Source organism: Alteromonas alvinellae (genome assembly GCF_902705805.1).
The window spans coordinates 24,242-45,233 of sequence record NZ_CACSIH010000258.1 but is presented as its reverse complement, the minus strand read 5'-3'; the positions used below and the strand labels follow the sequence as shown (position 1 = coordinate 45,233).

The following is a 20,992-nucleotide window of genomic DNA, read 5'->3' as shown; positions in this document are numbered from 1 at the left end:
AGTGTAAGCAAATCTTTAATCGACTTAACTGTTTCGGATCATCTGCGGTCACAGATTTTTTAAGGAATAATAACTATGTTAAGTATGATTGGCTTAGTAGGCGGTCTGTTGTTGCTTATTGTTTTGACAATACGCGGAATGAACCTCTTTATTGCTGCACCTTTGTGTGCGCTTGTCGTTGCCATTACCAATAATATCGGCGTCTTCACCGGCGACGTGAACTTCGTTCAAACCTATATGAGTGGTTTCTCTGGCTTTATCGCCTCTTGGTTTTTCATGTTTTTACTTGGTGCGTTATTCGGTAAATTCATGGAAGACACAGGCGCAGCAGATGCTGTTTCTCGCTGGATCATCACCAAAATTGGTTACAAGCGTGCTGTATTAGCTGTTGTGCTAGCTTGCGCTATTTTGACCTACGGTGGTGTTAGCGTGTTTGTGGTAGCGTTTTCTGTTTACCCTATGGCGGTGAGTTTGTTTAAAGATGCCAACCTACCCCGTCGCTTCATACCTGCTGCCATGGCATTCGGGTCGGTAACATTTACGATGACCTCTGCGGGCTCGCCAGAAATTCAAAACTGGATCCCTATAAAGTATTTGGGTACCTCCCCTTTTGCTGCATGGGAAGTTAGCCTTGTCGTCGCCATATTCATGGCATGCTTCGGTTACTGGTGGCTGGCTAAGATGATCAGAAAAGCCGTTAATAACGGCGAGGTGTTTGAAGCCAGAGCAAGCGACCCTGAAGTGCGAGACAGAGCGCTACCCCACCCGCTTACCGGTATTGTGCCGTTAGTCGTGGTTTTAGTCATTTCGTTTCTATTCCATGAAGAACTCGCTCAGCTTGCGCTTATTCTGGCGTTAGGCGGCGGCGTACTGTGTTTGCTGGCTATTAACTACAAACATTTTCACAGTTTACCTGTTGCTATAAATGCGGGTACCACCGGCGCATTGATCGCCATAGGTAACACCGCCGCTGTTGTAGGTTTTGGTTCAATAGCAAAGAACACTGAAGCGTTTCAAACAACGGTAGCGCTTATGACCCAAATTCCTGGTAACGAGCTTATTGGTGCAGCCATTGCCGTAAGCGTGATTGCAGGATTAACAGGAAGTGCATCTGGTGGACAAGCCATTGCCTTGCCTTTAGTGGCTCCGCATTACCTTGATCAAGGCGTAGAGCCAGACCAGCTGCATAGAATTGTGTCTATATCATCAGGCGCATTAGATTCGTTACCTCATAATGGCTATGTGGTTACTACCATACGCGCCATTTGTAACGAAACCCATCAGGCTGCCTACTGGGCGGTTGGCGCACTAACTGTAGTGGTGCCAGTTATTGGGCTTGCTATGGCCATTGGCCTGTTTAGCATTATGTAGCATTAGTCAAAGCCAACGATATGGCCGAAGGCCGCACGATTTATAGGTCACTCTAGCAAAACATTGCCATCTAAAGATGCGGCCAGAGAAAGGGATAAGAAAGTATGAATTGGAAAAAGACGCTTGCTTCCACGTTAGTGTGGAATAAGAGCAAAGGCATCAATAAGCTATTGAAACAGCTCAGCTCACAACGAGTGCAGAAACACTTAGCATTAGCAAATTTGGTTGAGGTGTATTTAGTTAAAAAGCAGCGCTCCTTGGTGGGATTATTTGCCACACTAATGTTGACGGTACATTGCCAGGGCATTGCTGGCGAATCCGACGATACATCGCCATTGCTCAGTTCTTCAAAAGCACCTACTTCTGAGCCCGTTTCTTCCTTGCCAAGCGCTTCGCTGATGGTAGAAAAACGCGTTTTTGAAATGCCTCATTTCACAACCTTTGGCGGTAAACAAATTAAAAACGTAAAAGTTGGCTGGGAGGCGTACGGAACACCTAATGATGCTAAGAGTAATGTTATTCTGATTACCCACTATTTTTCTGGATCTTCCCACGCAGCTGGAAAGTACGATGAAAACGACTCAGTGCCAGGCTACTGGGATAGTATTATCGGCCCCGGCAAGGCGATTGATACAGACCGCTTTTATGTAATAAGCGTTGATACGCTGGCCAATTTAAATGCTTACGATCCGCACGTTATTACAACCGGTCCTACGTCAATAAACCCAGATACAGGAAAACCCTATGGCTTAGACTTTCCTGTCGTGACAATACGTGACTTTGTAAATGTTCAAAAAGCACTTCTCGAAAGTTTAGGTATTAGTAAACTGTATGCGGTTATTGGGCCTTCTATGGGATCTATGCAGGCTATCGATTGGGCGAGCGCTTACCCAGACTGGGTTGAACGTATGATTTCAGTTATCGGCGCAGGTCAAAGCGATGCATGGACTACCGCGGCATTAGAACACTGGGCTACGCCAATTATTCTCGACAGGAACTGGAACAACGGCGCTTACACCAAAGAGCAAGCGCCATTGGATGGCCTAGCAGCCTCGCTCATGTTAATTACGCAAAACGCCCTTACCCCTTCGTTTTTTAACCAAACCGGCAACACGTTAGGGTATAAAAATGTTGAATCGGCGCCGCTTAATGACATACGTCAATCTCACAGTATTGTGAAATGGCTACGTGAGCGAGCAAAGACCCGGGCAAAATCTATGGACGCAAACCACCTTTTATATTTGGTTCGAGCTTGCCAGCTTTTCGTTGCTGGGCATCAAGGTAATCTTGAGCAAGGGCTGGCGTCGATCAAGGCGAAAACGCTGTTTATTCCAGCCCAAACTGATTTGCTTCTTATGCCCTACTTATCGCAAAGTGCACACCAAGGTTTAACTTCAATGAATAAAGACAGCACATTGGTTACGCTAAATGGCAAATTAGGTCATTTAGAAGGCGTGACCAATGTATCCGCTCAAGCTCAGGCTATTCGCCAATTTTTAGAAAATGATAAGGCAGCAATGCAATGATGAAATCTCCCCCCTTTTTACGCCACGCGCTTTGTCTGTCTGTATTAAGCGCACTTGCCGTTAGTGTACCGGTATTCGGTAATGAGTCATCGGCGCAAGACGCGCTCCCTTCACTCACCATTGATTTAAAGAACGTTACCGTATCTGGCTTATCGTCAGGCGGTTACATGGCAACACAATTTCAATTAGCACACAGCGACTGGGTAAAAGGCGTTGGCGTTATTGCTGGTGGCCCGTACTTCTGTGCACAAGGTGATATAACCACTGCCCTGGCACAGTGCGTGAACAAGGTAGAGGGAGAAATTAACCTTGAAGCGCTGAATGAAAAAGCTAAACAGTATGAAACTGAAGGAAAAATTGCGTCGCTTTCCAATATGAAAGACGCAAAAGTCTGGCTTTTTCACGGTACGCAAGACACTAGAGTGATTGCACCAGTAAGCGATTTATTATTTGAGCAATATAAATTGTGGACAGACACACAAAATATTGCCTATATCAATGACAAACCGATGGCACACCTTTTTCCCACCAAAAACAATGGGGTTAACTGCATGAAATCAGAGAGCCCTTTCGTTGGAAACTGCGATTACGATGCAGCAGGTGCCATGCTCTCTCATCTTGTTGAAGATGTTTCGACACCCGACGAGTCACTGTCAGGGCAAATACATTCAATTGATCAGCAAAAAATAGCCGGTAGCGATGCCAAAACATTAGCAAGCGAAGGTTTTGTGTATGTGCCTGAAAGCTGTGCACAAGGCGAGCCGTGCAGAGCCCATATCAGTTTCCACGGCTGTAACCAGTATGCCGATGCCGTTGGCGATGCTTACACTACCCAAACAGGGCTGAATAAATGGGCTGACGACAACAATATTGTTGTGCTTTATCCGCAAACTAAAAAGTCGTTATTCATGCCGTTAAACCCACAAGGCTGTTGGGATTGGTGGGGCTATGCCTCTAGCGATTACGCCAACAGGGACGGCGCACAAATCAACGCAGTAAAACAGCTGCTGTTTTCATTAAATAGTGCACCTTCACTAAATAAATCCAATGGAAGTAACAATGACTAAGCGCACAATATTTATCACGGGTGGGGCAAGCGGCATTGGCTTTGGCATTGCTGGGTCAATGATGAAACAAGGGCACCATGTGATCATCGCCGACATAAACGAACAGGCAGCGAAAGAGGCTGTGACCAGACTTGCGCATTTAGACGGTTCGGCCAGCGCAGTAGCGGTAGACGTATGCAATGCAGAACAAGTCGCAGCGCTACCGGAGGTACTAGGGAAACATACCGTTGATGTGCTTATCAACAATGCCGGTATTCAGCACGTTTCACGCATCGAGGACTTCCCTACAGATAAATGGCAGCAGCTTATAAATATCATGCTTGTTGGCCCTGCTCTGTTAACCCAAGCTTTTTTGCCAGCCATGCGCAAGCAAAATTATGGGCGCATTATCAATGTAGGCTCTATTCACTCGTTGGTAGCCTCACCGTATAAATCAGCTTATGTGGCGGCGAAGCACGGCCTGCTGGGCTTTGCAAAAACCATTGCCCTTGAAACAGGAGACTGCGATGTGACTATCAATACCCTTTGCCCCGCCTATGTAAAAACGCCATTAGTGGAGAAGCAAATTGCTGCACAGGCGAAAGAAAATAATCTTACCGAGGAAGAGGTAATCACAAAGATAATGTTAGAGCCCATGCCTAAAAAGCAATTTGTGAGCGTTGAAGAGCTTGCTGATACCGCAAGTTTCCTAATGTCACCCGGCGCCCGTAATATAACCGGGCAAACTATGGTGCTTGACGGGGGATGGACGGCTAGATAACCCGCAAGCGATGTAACGCTTAGTTTTTTTTAAAGAATAATTCTTTTCACATAGAAAAGACTGCAATAAGCAGTCTTTTTTTCGTTTAATGTTTTCGCAAAAGCGTTATTCCCAAAGAGATACATAAATGGCAACCATTTCTTCAATGGTAGGCACACGTGGATTGTTGCCGGGAGAACCTGATGCCAAAGCTTGTTCTGCCATCGTTGACATCGATGCAAAAAATGCCTCTTTATCAATACCGAAGTCGGCAGGCGTAGGTACCTGTAAATCTGTATTCAGTGCTTTTAGTTCATTGATGAGTTTTTGATTCGCCACCTCATCTGAATCACTTTGGGTAGCAACACCCATAGCGCGAGCGCATTGTGCATAACGCACAGAGGCACTAGGAATAGAAAAGGCGGTAACCGCGGGCAACAACATGGCATTCGACAAGCCGTGAGGCACATGGAACGCTGCACCGATAGGCCGGCTCATTCCGTGAACAAGAGCCACTGAGGCGTTTGAAAAGGCAATACCCGCGAGCGTTGAGCCCAGCATCATTGATTCTCTCGCCGTTTCATTTGTTGGGTCTGCAAATACAGTGCGTAGATTAGGCGCAATTAACGCCATGGCTGATAACGCCTGTGCATCACTGTAAAGATTGGCTTTGCGGCTAACAAACGCTTCAATAGCGTGAGTAAGCGCATCAATGCCAGTATCGGCTGTCACGCGGGCAGGCAAACTTTGCGTTAATGAATAATCGACCAAGGCTGCCGTTGGCATAAACCCTAAACCAACACACAACATTTTTTCAGTGGTATCTTCGTCGGTGATAATGGTAAATCGCGTTGCTTCTGAGCCCGTTCCCGCTGTTGTGGGAATAGCAATGATCGGCAACCCCGCTTCATCTACAACCCGCGGGAATTTGTAGTCTCGCATTTCGCCGCCGTACTTACCCAAAATAGCGATGGCTTTGGCGCTATCGATGGGGCTTCCACCACCTAGGGCAATAATGCTGTCATAAGCGTGGGTTTTGAACGCATCCACACCGCGATAAATAGACCTCACCGTGGGCTCTGGCACCGTATCTGAAAATACATCGGCGCTTATTCCTGCCTCTTCCAGCACTTGCACTATGGCAGTACTATATCCCAACTCGACCATAACTTTATCGGTAACCAGTAAAGGTTTATGGCAGTTGAGTCCTTTTAGCGTTTCAGCAACCCGCTGACTCGCCCCTTTCCCTATGTGCATCACTCTTGGCAGAATAATTTGATGAGACATGTTTCCCTCGCTGCGAATTCTTTTCATCAGCATACCTAGTACAACGCCCAAAGCAATGACAATGTAAAAATAATGTTACCACCCCACTACCTCTCCAGCTTTCCTCCAGATACTTACAAGTGCATGGTTGTTTCTACTGCCAAGAGTTAATGGTGAATTATTAACATCACCGCACGTGAAATGAGTGATAGACTGATAAGAACTTTTCTGTGGACTACGATTATGAAAAAACTCGGTATGATTTCGTTGCTTATAGCAATTATCGCTATAGCGATATGGCAATGGCCGAAACCTGACGCTCCTTTACTTTCATCAAACAACGTCATGCCCGCCATGGAGAATTTGCCCGACAATTTCTTTGATACACAAGTAAACCCAGTACTAACACAGCGCTGTGTTGTCTGCCACGCCTGTTATGATGCGCCATGCCAACTGAAGATGTCATCTCCAGAAGGTATAGCCAGAGGTGCTAACAAAGAAAAAGTCTATGAAGGTACGCGACTCACCGCTGCCCAACCCAATAGAATGTTTCTCGACGCCCATAACGTAGACGCATGGCGACAGCGTGGCTTTTTCGACGTGCTCGAATCGAAAGAAAAACCTAACGCTTCACCGACCCAATCTTCGGTGCTAGCGCAAATGCTTTTACTAAAAAAACAGCACCCTTTGCCCAACACCGCTCATTTGGGTGACGGTTTCGATATAAGCTTAAATCGACAAAACCAATGCCCAACAATAGATGAAATGGGCGAATACATAGCAGACCAGCCCTTGGGAGGCATGCCCTACGCTCTACCGGCGCTATCGGATTCTGAACATACTACGCTTATTCAATGGTTAAACCATGGTGCACCGTTACCGTCACCCAAGGCACTCTCACAAGAACTGAACGAGAAAGTATCTGACTTAGAAGCATGGCTAAATGGCGATAGCAATAAGATGCAGCTTTCCGCACGTTATATTTACGAACACTTGTTTACGTCTCACCTCTATTTTGAAGATATTTCAGAAAAAGGTAAAACGCCGCAGTTTTTTAATCTAGTGCGCTCGCGTACACCACCCGGACAAGCGTTAGATATTATTGCTACTCGCAGACCCTTCGACGATCCAGAGGTCGAGCGCGTTTACTATCGTCTACAGCCAGTGCATTCAACTATTGTGAGTAAAACACATCAAGCTTACGCCATTAATAAAACACTGATGGATAAATGGCAATCGTGGTTTGTTGAAGCCGACTTTTCTGTAGAAACATTGCCATCATACAAACCCCAAGTGGCGGCCAACCCATTAACGGCCTTTACCTTATTGCCAGTAGAAAGTCGTTATCGTTTTATGCTTGAGCGCGCGCAAAACACCATTATGGGTTATATTAAAGGTCCCGTGTGCAGAGGCCAAGTCGCGCTTAACGTCATTAACGATCGATTCTGGGTATTCTTTGTCGACCCAGACATTGCAGCATCTGAAAAAGTGAATGCTTTTTACGCTTCTCAAAAAGAAAATCTTCACCTTCCCGCTGAAAACGATAGCTCAGCCCTTGCGGTAAACTGGGTTAAATACGCAAAGCGCCAAGGCGACTATATGCGTGCAAGAACCACCTTTTTAAATAGTGAGTTTGAAAACGGTGAGCACCTAAACATGTCGAGCATTTGGGATGGCGACGGCAACAACACGAATGCCAGCTTGACCGTATTTCGTCATTTCGATAACGCTACTGTAGCGAAAGGAATGATTGGTAAGCCAACCAAAACGGCATGGGTGATTGACTATGCCTTATTAGAGCGAATTCACTATTTACTCGTGGCGGGCTTCGACGTTTACGGCAACTATGGTCACCAACTAATGACCCGTTTGTATATGGATTTCTTGCGCATGGAAGGTGAATCGAACTTCCTTAATCTACTTCCTCCAACTACCCGCCATGACCTTCTCGACGATTGGTATCAAAATGCAAGCCCTGAACTAACCGATTATTTGGAAGGTGATATCAACAGTTTAGAACAACCTTCTGGCATAGCGTTTGAAACAGATAATCCTCAACAAGAACTCTATCAATTGTTATCGCAATACTTGGAAAAGGTTCAACCGAACGCCTCGAACTACAATAAACATCTACTATCACCAGAACAGTTTGAAGCATTAGCGAGCTTGGACTCACTACCAGCTCAACAAGCGACCTTGATGCCTGAAACTACCATGATTGTGATCCAAGACGACAAGAACCCAGATAACATTGATGTATTCACTGCCCTTAGAAATAGCGCGCATTACAATGTAAATAGCCTATTTGAAGAAGAGGAAAACCGGGAGCCTTCTAAAGATTCAATCACGCTAGTTCATGGTTTGTTGGGCAGTTACCCTGACGCATTCTGGTATATCAATGCCTCAGAAATAACGTCTTCGATTGAGAAGCTTAAATCCATTAAAAGCGAAGCCGATTACAAAGCCTTGCTCAACGATGTTGGCATGCGCCGAACCAACCCTAACTTTTGGGCGTTTAGTGATAAATTAATGCAATGGTCTAGCGAGCGCTATCCTATTGAAGGCGGTCTTCTCGACTATAATCGGTTAGAAGATCGCTAAACCTTGCGTTGTGTGTCGTTTTACGCTTTTCTTTTACAAAAAACCTGTGCTAATGTCCAACCATTGGAAATGAAAGGACATTAGCATTCCATGCCCTATCAAACCGTTGCTTTAATTGGAAAACCTCAGCACGCTGCAACCCACGACAGCCTGAACATTCTTGCCGAATATTTATTGGCAAAAGGCTGTAAATTATTGGTTGAGGAAAGTATTGCTGAAGAGCTTGAAACCGAAAACTTCAAAAGCTGTAACCTTGTCACTATTGGCAAAGAGGCTGACCTTGCCGTTGTGGTAGGCGGTGACGGCAGCATGCTTGGTGCAGCACGTGTGCTCGCTCGCTTTGACATTCACGTTGTCGGTGTAAACCGCGGAAATCTCGGCTTTTTAACTGATATCCACCCCGATGATATTGTTCAACAACTTGACCTTATCTTTAACGGTGAATGCGTAGTAGAAGAGCGCTTCTTACTTGAAGTAGAAGTTTATCGACACGAAAAGCTTAAAAGTAACAACTCTGCTGTAAACGAAGTGGTACTTCACCACGGAAAAGTTGCCCATATGATGGAATTTGAAATTTACATCGATGAGCAATTTGTATTCAGTCAGCGCAGCGACGGATTAATAGTAGCCACACCTACAGGTTCAACGGCTTACTCTTTATCAGCGGGCGGCCCTATTATTATGCCCAAGCTAGATGCACTTACGTTGGTACCCATGTTTCCTCACACACTTAGCAGCCGTCCAATCGTTGTTGATGCTGACAGTCAGGTATCGATGAAAGTATCAAAGGTTAATAGTGACTCGCTACAAGTGAGTTGCGATAGCCATATTGTTCTGCCGGTGCTACCTGGCGATGAAATTCGAATAAACAAAAGCGTAGACAAACTCCATCTTGTTCACCCTAAGGGCTACAGCTACTTCAATGTACTTCGTAAAAAGTTAGGTTGGGGTAGTAAGCTTTACTAGCCTCCCTGCTCCATTTAGTTGATTCCATGTGCATTTATTACATAAGCCTGTAGCATTTTCTTGATTGCTACAGGCTTGAAAAATAAAGATTTTTTAATCTTCTCTAATTTCCTCAACGAAAACCAAGACTTATAGAAATATAAGTTTTCGGCATACCTGTTGCACCTATTACTTCAAGTCGTCAGCACAAGGTCTTTGTTATTTGGCCTAAATGATGTTTCGCATCCCGCTGACTTATTTGCATTCAATAGGAGATATCATGAGTAACACCAATATCAAATTTACAGCCCCTGGAATGGATAACGATGCTGCTGCCAAAACAATCAAGGTATTGGATCAGCGATTGGTTGCACTATTAGATTTACAGTTAACGTTGAAGCACATTCATTGGAATGTAGTAGGACCAAACTTTATCGGTGTGCATGAGATGTTGGATCCGCAGGTAGATGCGGTACGCGAAATGACCGACACAATTGCAGAGCGAATTGCTACATTAGGTGGCGTACCGAAAGGTACACCAAAAGCCATTGTTGAAGGTCGCAGCTGGAACGATTATGAATTGGGTAAAGGTTTAGTACTTGACCACCTTAAGGCGCTGGATGCCGTATACGACGGTGTAAATGGTGACCATAGAAAAGCGTTAGAGCTTTTAGGTGAAATTGACCCAGTATCGGAAGATATGATCACCGGCCAACTTGCAGATTTAGAACAGTTCCAGTGGTTTGTGCGCGCGCACATTGAGTCTGGCAGCGGTGAACTACAGCAATAGTAAACAACTAATGTGTTTGCAGATTGTTATCCGAACTATCTGCAATAGATTAAAGTTGTAATGTTAAGGAGAGCTTCGGCTCTCCTTTTTAAGTTATCCCTTCTCGGCGAACCCGAATTATCGGTTATTCATAACCCATCTTTAAAAGATCGAACCTATATAATTGATTTTACAAATATTATTATCGACACCGGTTGTTTTTAAATAAATTTTTTGCAACTTAACTTTACACAATAAAAATACTGTATATATTATCAGTTACTGTATATATCATCATGTTCAACTTATTCGAGTGTGGTTATGTTAGCGCATCTTTCTATTTCTAATTTTGCTGTTGTAAAACAATTATCAGTTCAACTGGAAAACGGGTTGACTGCTATAACCGGTGAAACCGGTGCAGGTAAATCCATCGCTATTGACGCTTTAAGCTTGTGCTTAGGCGAGCGTGCCGACGCAAATGCGGTGCGAAAAGGTAGTGCAAAAGCTGAGATCATTGCTCACTTTTCTTTAAACGGCAATGTATTAGCTAAAGCCTTCCTCGATGAACATGAGCTCACCTCAGATGAAGATGAGAATAGCTGCTTTATTCGCAGAGTTATTTCGAAGGAAGGCCGTTCAAAAGCGTTTATCAACGGTATTCCCGCTTCACTTCAGCAGTTAAAAGGCTTAGGCCAGTTTTTGTTGGCCATTCACGGTCAAAATACTCACCTACAGTTGCTGAAAGAAGACCATCAAAGGGAATTAGTCGATGGTTACGCTAAGCACGACGACATGTTAGCGCAAGTTAGAGAAACCTACTCTCTTTGGCGTGATAAGCAGCGCACGTTAAAGGCGCTTCAAGAACAAGCCCAGCAGCGCGAAGACAGAATTCAGCTGTTAACTTATCAGGTTCAAGAACTTGATGAATTCGCCATTGAAGAGGGTGAATTTGAAGAGTTAGAAATAGAGCACAAACGCCTTAGTAACGGGCAAAGCCTTTTAGAGCAAGCCCAGACCAGCGTATACAATTTATATGAAAGCGATGAAGGCAATGCACTGTCGGTTATACAAAGCAGTATTGAACGTTTAGGTGAGTTAGAAGCGCACGACGCTAGTTTAACGCCAATCATTGCCATGCTTAATGATGCAGCAATTCAAGTAGAAGAAGCGGCAGGAGAGCTACGTAGCTACTGCGATCACTTAGAGATCGATCCACTTCGCTTACAGCAAGTTGAGGCGCGCTATGCGAAGGCGATGGAACTTGCCCGTAAACATACTGTAATGCCAGAAGGACTTTATCAGCATCATCAAGAGCTAGCCGCCGAATTCAATGCTTTATCGGAACAGGAAACACTGTTAGGTACGCTTGAAGGCGAAGTAGAAGAAGCACGAGCAACGTATTTAACCGCGACCAAAGCGCTTTCTGAGAGCAGGCAACGTGCTGCTGGTAAGCTAAGCGAAGATATTGAAGTGCAAATTCGCCAAATGAATATGCCCCACGCAAAAGTGGATATTCAGATTCAATACGACGAACTTAAGAAGCCGGTGAGCACAGGTCTAGATACCGTAGAATTTAAAGTGTCTACCAACCCTGGTCAAGATGCAGACAAATTAGAAAAAGTCGTATCAGGTGGTGAACTTTCTCGTATAGGACTGGCTATTCAGGTAATCGCGAGCGGCCATCACGCTACCCCTACTATGATTTTCGATGAAGTCGATACGGGCATTAGCGGCCCAACAGCATCAATCGTTGGCGGGCTTTTACGTAAATTAGGTAAACAATCGCAAGTAATGTGTGTTACCCATCTACCTCAAGTAGCGGCACAGGCACATAATCAATTGTTTGTTACCAAGCTTACCGACGGGGAAAGTACTGAAACCCAGATGTTGGCGCTGACTAAGCAAGACAGGATCGATGAGCTTGCAAGACTATTAGCCGGTGATAAAGTAACCAAATCGGCGCTAGCGAATGCAAAAGAACTGCTTAAAAGCGCAGCATCGAACTAAAATGCAGTTGATTGGTCATAGTTGTCAATGTAGCATGCCTTCGCGCTTGCAATAAAACAGTCTCGAAATTCGTTTCAGCGAAGTTCATTGACACTAACAAAGGCAATACTGGACAAATTAACGCATGAAGTTGCAACACCTATTAGTAATTCTTGGTATCACACTTACATCAACCGCTTGCTCGAACTGGATTTATCGAATCGACGTTCCTCAAGGAAACTTCCTTGATCAAAGAGATGTGGAAAAGCTGCGCGTTGGAATGACAAAAGAACAGGTTATTTATGTGCTAGGTAACCCTGTTGTTCAAGACTCATTCGACGATGACACTTGGTACTACGTTTACGATATGAAGCGCGGTATGAAAAAGCGTGGTGAAGATTTTCAAAAGCAAATGGTGATTAACTTTGTAGACAACAAAGTGACAACGGTTGAAGGTGACTTCGAGTTATCTGAAGACTTCAATACACCGCTTGATAACTAATTTTGTTTAAAAGGTAGCGTTTCTCGCTACCTTTTTTGTTTCTAGTACCCTTCATAAAAACGCCTGTTTTTTAGAGATATATCGCTTACCTACTTGAGGTTTATATGGAACATAGTTTTTGGCACAGTAAATGGCAAAAGAACGAGATTGGATTTCACGAACCTGAAGGGAATGCGCTTCTTATCAAATATGCCTCTTCCCTGTTGGATGTTGAAAACTCACACTCAGCTTTGAAACGCATATTTGTTCCGCTATGCGGGAAGACCCGCGACATCGGCTGGCTACTTTCCCAAGGTTGTGAGGTGGTAGGTGCTGAGCTAAGCGAAGTGGCTATCATACAGCTGTTTGAAGAGCTAGGTGTAGAGCCTACTGTGACCACTACTTCCAACGGTAAAATTTACGCTAAAGACGGTTTAACCATTTACGTAGGTGATATCTTCAAACTTACATCAAGCGACTTAGGTGACGTTACGGGCATTTACGATAGAGCCGCTTTAGTCGCGCTGCCTAGCCCGCTTCGCGAGCAATATGCTGCGCATTTAATGACCATTACTCAATGCGCCCCCCAGCTAATCATCTCTTTCGAGTATGACCAGAATGAAATGGCCGGCCCTCCCTTTAGCGTAAACGAAAAAACCGTCGACGCTCTTTATTCAGCGGACTACAACATTCAAAGGTTAGAGCGCTCGGTGCTTGAAGGCGGTTTGAAAGGCAAAGTAGACGCTGATAATTTGGTGTTTGCACTAACGGCAAAATAGGCGTTTTTCTTGCTTTTTGTGGCCGACAAATATTATTTAAAACAAAATGCAGTTTATACCGAGCTTAGAGTTACAAAGCGAGGGTCAAGCAATGCCATATGGCATTGCGTTAAATTGCGGCTAGAGGCCAAGTAACGCTTCTACGCCAAACAATAACGCACCTATAAGCCCGCCTACAATCGTGCCATTAATGCGCACTTTTTGAAGATCGCGACCAATGTTTAGCTCCACCTGCTGTGCCATTTCACGTTCATCCCAACTATTGATGGTGTCGCGTATGTGACGTGTTAGAAATTCAGCCAGCTCAGGCGCCATATATTTTGCTGCTTCTCCAATGTGGTTATTGAACGCCTTTGCTAGTTCTGTATCTTGCGTTAACGTAGTGCCCAAGTCCTTTAGAAGGACAGATACTTTGGTTTCAGCTTTACCATTTGGCTCTTCAAGAGCCGCTAACAACCATTGATGAAACTTAGCCCATGACTGCTGAACGTATGCGTTTAACGCTGGGTCGTTGATAATTTTTTCGCGGAAGTTGTTAACCTTTTTCTCCATTAGCGGACTGTGCTGTAATTCATAAAGAAATTCATGTACTTGCTCGTCAAACGCATGGCGGATGGGGTGGTGCTCATCCGCATATATATCTTCTAAGATGCTTGAAACAGCTTTAACTGCAATTAACGCCCCCTGCTCGCTTAACCAGCTAGAGGGTAATAACTTTTCAATACGACTGTATTCGGTTTTCAACCAAACCACTAAAGTGTCTGCTATATAAACTTGGGTTTCTGGCTCTGCGAGCAGTTTGGCCAGTTTTCCCAGCACTCTATCAAGGACAACCTGGTGCTGACGTTCTTTCGTCACAGCGCCCAATGAGGTCGCCATCAACTGTCTAAGATCAAGTTGGTTAATGCCCTTCTGTGCTGTTTTAGTGATAAATGCTTTAACAGGTTTATCATCAAGCACGCGGAGAACACCTGCAAAAGCATCACATAGAAAGCGACTTAAACGGGTAGCGTTCCTATCCTGTGACAACCACCTTCCCGCGCCCTTAGCAGGGTCGCTGTCCCGAATTAGCTTCTCTATTGCTTCAGGATGAAAGAACTTTTCCTTAACGAACAATGACAGGTTATTAGCAATAACAGACTTGTTACTAGCCACGATATTGGTGTGCGGAATGGGGTACTTCGCTGGAATTGGCTTAAATAATGCCGTCACTGCAAACCAGTCAGCTAGACCACCGATGAGGGCCGCCTCACTAGCCATCTTAATAAGCCCCAACCACCATGCTCCTTGCACGTTTGGATAAAACTTGGGAAGTAAAACCGTTAAAACAAATACACTTGCGGCAAAAATCAAACAGGCCAATGCAAGCCTTTTAGCCTTATTCAATTGCGTGTACTTGTCCTGCATAAACTACTCCGTCTAAATTACTCGTTTACCATCTTGGTCTATAATTGGTGTGCCGTCTTCTTTAGCAAAAGGGCCTTGTGGCCATACAGGCAAAATATCCAGTACAGCTTCACTTGGCCGGCATAATTTCACTGTTTCTTTTGCGTTATTCGAATAGGAATTACCTTCAACTCTCCCAAGAGGTAAAGAAACTGCTTTTTCGTGTTCACCTTCGGGAATGCAAACAATAGGCCTATTCACTAAAACAGGATGTTCCAGCATCAATTCAAAGATGATTTCGTTACTCACTGTTTCATCAAGTAACCCTAATTTAGCAGCAGGAGACTTTGTTGTGCGAAGCGCTTGTCGAGGGTTAAGGTTAGCTGCATTCAACAAATAAGTTAGTTGTTCACGTTCCCACCCAACACGTAAATACTCAATAACCTGCACCTCATACCCAGCGGCCTTGATCACCGCCAGTACATTCCTAGACGTGCCGCACTCTGGGTTGTGATAAATCTTTATCATCGCCACCTAACCTCACCAAAAAGTAAAAACCACATATGCCAACATACTATTAAAATTCGAGGACAGACACTCGCAAAGGCTAAAACCTTGCCTGTACTCGTTGGACACACACTCAAATAGCTACCTGTACTTCTCGGACACACACTCAAAAAAGCAGCTTGTAACCAAAAAGATGTATTCACATTGAGTGTCTGTCCATTTCTTTAAATAATTTCTTCAAGCGAGTGTCTGTCCCCTTCTGAAATCCCTTCTGAGCTTAGAGCCATGTGGTACAAAATGGTCAAATTCGCCATCCGGTGGCAGATGAAACTATAAAATTAGTTATTACACCATTGATGCAGTCTCCCCCTTTAGCATATTAAACTAACCTTTTGATTTTAAATGCTTTTTAAGAGTGGCATGATACGTGATATGTATTTTATAAATGCACAACAAAATTTGTGTTTGATATCAATACCGTTAAAGCGTGTTATTAAGTATTTATGAAACAATCAAGGATATAAGAATATGAAAAAGTCTATTATTGCTAGTGCAGCTATGTTGCTTTCAGCCTCTTTGCTTACTGGCTGCGTTATCCATGTTGGCGACGCTAGCGCATTAGAAGGCAGCGATTTCAGTTCTATTCTAGGCAATATTGACATAGCTGAAGGGAAACACGCTGGTGATATTTCTTCTGTTAATGGCAATGTGGAAATTAGCGATCATGGTGGCGCGGATGAAGTCAGTATCGTTAACGGCAATCTTGAAATGGGTAGCCATGTGTCTGTCCGAAATATCGACATTGTAAATGGCGATGTAAGTGCAGCTTCACACCTCAATGTGCTCAAGGGTGTAGAGACCGTGAATGGAAATGTTACGCTTCCTACGCAAAGTACAATTGGTGGTAGCGTTGAAACAGTGAATGGAGACATAACAGCCGTTGATACAACCATTGAAAACCACATCAAAACACTTAACGGTGATGTCACTTTATCTGGCTCATCTCACGTTTTAGGCGACATCGTATATAAGGAAAGTGAAAGCGCTTGGGGCAAAAAATCTGATAACAAACCTACTCTATCGATTAGTGCATCGGTTACTGTAAACGGCAGCATTGTTTTGCATCGCCCTGTTAACCTCGACATTGAAAGTGATGAGTTAAAGCAAAAAGTCATTGTAAGCTACGGTGGTGCACAGTAACGTATCGGCTCGAATATCTAAGCCTAACGTTTCGGAATGACATGACTGAACAAGAAAAGATGCTTGCTGGCGATTTATACTATCCGTCAGACAAAACATTATCGGCATTGCGAAAGCAATGCCGTATGCAATTAGACGAGCTCAACGCAACTTGTCAAAGCGACCACAAAAAGCGTACAAGAATATTAAAAGAGCTGTTTGGTAGTACTGGAAAAAGGCTTTACATCGAGTCTTCATTCAAATGCGATTACGGCGAAAATATCCACGTAGGCGAGAACTTTTTTGCTAACTTCAATTGTGTGATTTTAGATGCAGCGAAGGTCACGATAGGTGATAACTGCATGATTGCGCCTCAAGTCGGTTTGTACACCGCTACGCACCCGTTAGATCCGGTACAAAGGGCAACTGGCATCGAGTTTGCCAAGCCTATAACTATTGGCGACAACTGCTGGATTGGTGGCATGGCGGTGATAAATCCTGGTGTAACGTTGGGAGACAATGTGGTTGTGGCCTCTGGCGCGGTGGTAACTAAGTCTTTTGGCGACAATGTGGTCATAGGTGGTAACCCTGCCAAAGTCATCAAAGAAATAGAGCAAGCCGAATAGAGCATATGATGTTTTCGGTATCACATGCCTTAAAAACACCTTTACACGAGTCCATACCAAGTCACATCTATCGATTTAATCTGAACCGGTAATTCAATGACTCTTCAAGGGCCGCCATTAGTACCTCAAAGGCGGCCCCTGACTTTAGCCTAGTACACAGAGCTAGGTAAAATTAAACGCTATCCCTGTTAGAAGTCTAAATACAAGCGTGTCCAATAAAGTGTTAATCCCAGTCTGGAGCAAAATCTGGGTTTACAATTCGGTCGCCGTTATCAAGATCATCAATAAGCGCGAGCTCTGAATCAGTTAAATGTACACCACCGTAAGCTAAATTCTCTGCCAAGTGTACTTTACTGGTTGATGAAGGGATTGCGTAAATGTGACGCTTCTCCATCCACGCCAGAACAACTTGCGCTGGCGTCGCATCGTGGTTTTGCGCTATTCGCAATAACGTTTCGTCCTTCATTACTTTTCCTACAGCAAATGGCATATATGCAGTCGCTTTTATGCCTTTTTCCTTACACGCTTCAACAACTTTCTTATTTTGCATGAAAGGATGGATTTCAATTTGGTTGGTGTAAATCTCGTCTTTACCAAGAACCTTTTCGGCTTTATCTAACAAATCAATAGTGAAATTAGACACCCCAATATGACGAGTAAGCCCTTGCTCTTTCGCCTTTGCAAGATTGCCTAAGTAACTTTCGAGTGAAATATCATTGCCAGGATATGGCCAATGGATAAGAAGCAAATCAACATAGTCTAGCTTCAGCTTTTCTAAGCTTTCGTGAACACTTGGAATAAAATGAGCATCGCCCAATGACTCGTGCCACACCTTGGTGGTGACAAATAGTTCGCTTCTATCAAGCCCGCTGGTTTTATGGCATCGCCAACTTGTGCTTCGTTGTCATAAAATTGTGCGGTGTCAATGTGTCTGAAACCAACCTCTAGCGCTTTACTGACTGACTCACGGGCCTCCTCACCTTTCAATCGAAACGTTCCCATTCCTAACTGAGGCATATCTTTCATTACTCTCTCCTTTTCCGTGTTGGTCTTACCCTACTTGACGTAGCAGCTTCACACTTTGCTACGCCATCGCTTAGAAAGAAGATCGTAATCATCGAGACTGAAATCAGAATTAAATGGGTGACTAACTTAGTGACTAAGTTGAAGAATACACGTCGCTAAAATAAAAAAGCCGCTAGCGAACGCTTGCGGCTTTGAGTAATCACTTACACGTGATGGATAAATAAGACATTACTTACGTTTGGCGGGACGCCCAGCTCGTTTATTCAAGCTTTGTTGCTTACGCACTTTATGCTTTTTAACCGAGCGACGCATGCGGCTTAATCGCGCGTGGTCAAGTTTACCCTGGCGTACATTAACCATAGTTTGCGTTTCATCCGGCAATTGAACATGGCTACGAAGCGCGTTCACGTCTTCTAATCCCAGTTCTACCCACGCACCTTGCGGTAGACGCTTTTGCAGTTCAATTGGGCCATACTTAACACGGATCAGGCGGCTAACCTGCACGCCTTGCGACTCCCAAAGACGACGCACTTCGCGATTACGTCCTTCTTTCAACGTTACGTTGTACCAACGGTTCATGCTTTCATCTTCAGCATGCTGCGGCGTAGGCGCCCCTGAAATTGTCAGGAACTTTGCTTCGCCGTCTTCCAGCTCTACACCTTTTTGAAGGGTATGTAGCGTTTTGCCCGTTACCTCACCGAATACACGCACTGCGTACTCGCGTTCTACTTCACATTTTGGGTGCATTAGGCGGTTGGCTAGTTCACCATCGTTGGTGAATAACAGCAGGCCACTGGTGTTCATGTCTAGACGACCAACGGTGATCCAGCGCCCTAATCGAATAGCGGGTAGACGGTCAAATACCGTATCGCGACCTTCAGGGTCGTGACGGCTACACAATTCACCTTCGGGTTTGTTGTACATCAACACTCGGCAAATTGGCTGTTCTGTTTGACGAGATAGCAAATGACCATCAACACGGATTTGTGCAGTGTGATCGACTCTATCTCCTAATGTTGCTTTGGTGCCATCGACCGATACTCGGCCTTCTTCAATCCAACGTTCCATTTCTCGTCGCGAGCCTAGCCCTTGGTTAGCCAGTACTTTTTGCAACTTTTCAGTCATGGGTTTTCACTCTTTAATTGCTTGTTTACGGTCGCACGGTCTATTCAGACGGTGCCTCATTTAACACCTTAAGCGGCGAGTCTGACGCAACGCTTTCAGCCATGTTTTCGAAAGCATCAGCATTGGGCAAATCGCTCAACGACGTCATCGAAAAATAGTCTAAGAAGCCTTTGGTAGTTGCATAAAGCGCTGGTCGCCCAGGCACTTCTTTGTGACCTACTACCTTTACCCAGTCTCGTTCTGTGAGTGTCTTTATAATATTACTGCTTACCGCCACGCCCCTGACCTGCTCTATTTCTCCGCGGGTTATAGGTTGACGATAGGCAATGAGTGCCAAGGTTTCGAGCATTGCTCTAGAATACTTTGGCGCATTTTCCTGCCACAATTTGCTTAACCACGGGCTTAATGCATCTAACGACTGAAAGCGATAGCCACTTGCTACTTCCACCAGTTGAATGCCTCTTGGCTGATAGTCTAACTTTAGCTCGTTAATCACCTTACTCAAGGTTCTATCAGCGACGGTAAACTCATTGAGTACCGTTTCTTTTAAATGCTGCTTTGAAATAGGTTTGTCAGCGACAAATATTGCTGCCTCTACCAATTGTTTAAGCTGCGCCGTGTTAATTTTCTTCATGGGCACCTAATTTTACATGAATTTTTGCATAAGGACCTGCCTGAATGCATAAAATTAGCTGTTCTTTTACTAATTCTAAAATTGCTAAGAAGCAAACCACTACGCCAGCTTTACCTTCTTCAACCGTAAATAGGCGTTCAAGTGGCGTATATTCTGTTGTTGTGAGTAACGACAAGATGAGAGACATGCGCTCTCGCGTGCTCAGTGCTTCCCGTGCAATGGTATGGTGTTCAAACGCTTCAGCGCGCTTCATGGCCGCACTGAACGCCAATACAATTTCAGCTAAAGACACATCGGGCTCAATGCGAATTGGCGCCACATTCTCACTTAGCTCAACGTGAGTGGTGAAAATATCCCGTTCAAGTCTAGGCTGAACATCTAAATCTTCTGCCGCTTGCTTTACTAGCTCGTATTCTTTTAATCGGCGAATAAGCTCTGCTCGAGGATCTTCTTCTTCGTCAGAATCGTCACTGCGTTTGGGTAGTAGAAGCCTGGACTTAATTTCTGCCAATATGGCTGCCATCAGCAAATACTCTGCCGCCAGCTCTAATTTTAGCGACATCATGGCATCCACATATTCCATATACTGCTTGGTAACATCGGCGATGGGCAGTGTGGTGATATCAAACTTTTGTTTTCTAATCAGATAAAGTAGTAAGTCGAGCGGCCCTTCGAAGGTTTCTAATATGACCTCTAGGGCATCGGGGGGAATGAAGAGATCTTCAGGCTTTTCAATTAGCGCTTCGCCATTAATAAACGCAAGTGGCAACGGCTGCTGAACAGGTGTCGAAAGCCCCTTCTCAACAGAGGCGTCATTATCGTTATTATTGTCTTCAACAAGCTCTGACACAGTTCCACAACCGTTTTTACGCGCTAACAAAGCGGCGATTATTGATATTATTATTTACGCGTTCACGCGAGAACTTGCAGCGCTTCGCTGCAAACCGAAGCGCTACAGGCCCTCGCAACATAGCTTACG

18 protein-coding genes and 1 pseudogene are annotated in these 20,992 nt (G+C 44.6%); 12 read left to right on the top strand and 7 right to left on the bottom strand.

Features of this window, described 5'->3' with window-relative positions:
- Positions 1–75 precede the first annotated feature (75 nt).
- The 4 genes from ACX5KA_RS20140 to ACX5KA_RS20125 all read left to right on the top strand — a co-directional run bounded on the left by ACX5KA_RS20140 (position 76) and on the right by ACX5KA_RS20125 (position 4,724).
- The gene (locus ACX5KA_RS20140) at positions 76–1,371 is read left to right on the top strand and encodes a GntP family permease (protein ID WP_014997928.1); all 1,296 of its coding nucleotides are present in this window, start codon (positions 76–78) and stop codon (positions 1,369–1,371) included.
- 104 nt (positions 1,372–1,475) lie between these two features.
- Positions 1,476–2,897 (top strand): E22 family MetX-like putative esterase, encoded by a 1,422-nt coding sequence (locus ACX5KA_RS20135; RefSeq protein WP_458732054.1) that lies wholly within the window; start codon positions 1,476–1,478, stop codon positions 2,895–2,897.
- Positions 2,894–3,964, top strand: coding sequence for an extracellular catalytic domain type 2 short-chain-length polyhydroxyalkanoate depolymerase (locus ACX5KA_RS20130; protein ID WP_458732053.1), 1,071 nt, complete (start codon positions 2,894–2,896; stop codon positions 3,962–3,964). The genes ACX5KA_RS20135 and ACX5KA_RS20130 overlap by 4 nt, the downstream gene beginning before the upstream one ends.
- A complete protein-coding gene (locus ACX5KA_RS20125; protein WP_458732052.1) occupies positions 3,957–4,724 on the top strand; it encodes a 3-hydroxybutyrate dehydrogenase in 768 nt (255 codons plus the stop codon). Before ACX5KA_RS20130 ends, ACX5KA_RS20125 begins: the two co-directional genes overlap by 8 nt.
- A gap of 105 nt (positions 4,725–4,829) precedes the next feature.
- Here the strand turns inward: ACX5KA_RS20125 and ACX5KA_RS20120 are convergent, their stop codons facing one another.
- Positions 4,830–6,017, bottom strand: a complete 1,188-nt coding sequence (locus ACX5KA_RS20120) for an iron-containing alcohol dehydrogenase (RefSeq protein WP_458732051.1) — start codon at positions 6,015–6,017, stop codon at positions 4,830–4,832.
- A 210-nt stretch (positions 6,018–6,227) separates the two neighbouring features.
- On the opposite strand from ACX5KA_RS20120, the gene ACX5KA_RS20115 reads away from it, so the two are divergent.
- From ACX5KA_RS20115 to tmpT, 6 genes are all read left to right on the top strand, one after another.
- Positions 6,228–8,570: a fatty acid cis/trans isomerase gene (locus ACX5KA_RS20115; protein WP_458732062.1), complete on the top strand. Its 2,343-nt coding sequence runs from the start codon at positions 6,228–6,230 to the stop codon at positions 8,568–8,570.
- A gap of 90 nt (positions 8,571–8,660) precedes the next feature.
- Positions 8,661–9,536: an NAD(+) kinase gene (gene nadK, locus ACX5KA_RS20110; protein WP_014948959.1), complete on the top strand. Its 876-nt coding sequence runs from the start codon at positions 8,661–8,663 to the stop codon at positions 9,534–9,536.
- A 259-nt stretch (positions 9,537–9,795) separates the two neighbouring features.
- The gene (gene dps / locus ACX5KA_RS20105; protein ID WP_014976104.1) at positions 9,796–10,305 is read left to right on the top strand and encodes a DNA starvation/stationary phase protection protein Dps; all 510 of its coding nucleotides are present in this window, start codon (positions 9,796–9,798) and stop codon (positions 10,303–10,305) included.
- 300 nt (positions 10,306–10,605) lie between these two features.
- Positions 10,606–12,291, top strand: a complete 1,686-nt coding sequence (gene recN, locus ACX5KA_RS20100) for a DNA repair protein RecN (RefSeq protein WP_458732050.1) — start codon at positions 10,606–10,608, stop codon at positions 12,289–12,291.
- A gap of 124 nt (positions 12,292–12,415) precedes the next feature.
- On the top strand, positions 12,416–12,772 hold the full coding sequence (locus ACX5KA_RS20095) for an outer membrane protein assembly factor BamE (protein WP_012517879.1): 357 nt from the start codon (positions 12,416–12,418) through the stop codon (positions 12,770–12,772).
- 104 nt (positions 12,773–12,876) lie between these two features.
- The gene (gene tmpT / locus ACX5KA_RS20090; RefSeq protein WP_458732049.1) at positions 12,877–13,530 is read left to right on the top strand and encodes a thiopurine S-methyltransferase; all 654 of its coding nucleotides are present in this window, start codon (positions 12,877–12,879) and stop codon (positions 13,528–13,530) included.
- A 120-nt stretch (positions 13,531–13,650) separates the two neighbouring features.
- Here tmpT and ACX5KA_RS20085 read toward each other — a convergent pair whose 3' ends face one another.
- The gene (locus tag ACX5KA_RS20085; RefSeq protein ID WP_458732048.1) at positions 13,651–14,937 is read right to left on the bottom strand and encodes a DUF445 domain-containing protein; all 1,287 of its coding nucleotides are present in this window, start codon (positions 14,935–14,937) and stop codon (positions 13,651–13,653) included.
- A gap of 12 nt (positions 14,938–14,949) precedes the next feature.
- Complete coding sequence (locus tag ACX5KA_RS20080) at positions 14,950–15,444, bottom strand: arsenate reductase family protein (RefSeq protein WP_458732047.1); 495 nt, start codon at positions 15,442–15,444, stop codon at positions 14,950–14,952.
- A 507-nt stretch (positions 15,445–15,951) separates the two neighbouring features.
- Between ACX5KA_RS20080 and ACX5KA_RS20075 the strand changes: the two genes are divergently transcribed.
- The gene (locus ACX5KA_RS20075) at positions 15,952–16,623 is read left to right on the top strand and encodes a DUF4097 family beta strand repeat-containing protein (RefSeq protein ID WP_458732046.1); all 672 of its coding nucleotides are present in this window, start codon (positions 15,952–15,954) and stop codon (positions 16,621–16,623) included.
- Between the two features lie 41 nt (positions 16,624–16,664).
- Complete coding sequence (locus ACX5KA_RS20070) at positions 16,665–17,228, top strand: sugar O-acetyltransferase (protein WP_458732045.1); 564 nt, start codon at positions 16,665–16,667, stop codon at positions 17,226–17,228.
- Between the two features lie 223 nt (positions 17,229–17,451).
- Here the strand turns inward: ACX5KA_RS20070 and dkgB are convergent.
- The 4 genes and pseudogenes from dkgB to ACX5KA_RS20050 all read right to left on the bottom strand — a co-directional run bounded on the left by dkgB (position 17,452) and on the right by ACX5KA_RS20050 (position 20,863).
- Positions 17,452–18,254, bottom strand: a pseudogene (gene dkgB, locus ACX5KA_RS20065) (2,5-didehydrogluconate reductase DkgB).
- Positions 18,255–18,482: 228 nt separating this feature from the next.
- On the bottom strand, positions 18,483–19,379 hold the full coding sequence (gene rluB, locus ACX5KA_RS20060; RefSeq protein WP_377946651.1) for a 23S rRNA pseudouridine(2605) synthase RluB: 897 nt from the start codon (positions 19,377–19,379) through the stop codon (positions 18,483–18,485).
- A gap of 40 nt (positions 19,380–19,419) precedes the next feature.
- A complete protein-coding gene (gene scpB / locus ACX5KA_RS20055) occupies positions 19,420–20,013 on the bottom strand; it encodes an SMC-Scp complex subunit ScpB (protein WP_014948948.1) in 594 nt (197 codons plus the stop codon).
- Positions 20,000–20,863 carry a segregation and condensation protein A gene (locus tag ACX5KA_RS20050; protein ID WP_458732044.1) on the bottom strand — a complete coding sequence of 288 codons (864 nt, stop codon included), beginning with the start codon at positions 20,861–20,863 and terminating at the stop codon, positions 20,000–20,002. Before ACX5KA_RS20050 ends, scpB begins: the two co-directional genes overlap by 14 nt.
- Positions 20,864–20,992: the final 129 nt, after the last annotated feature.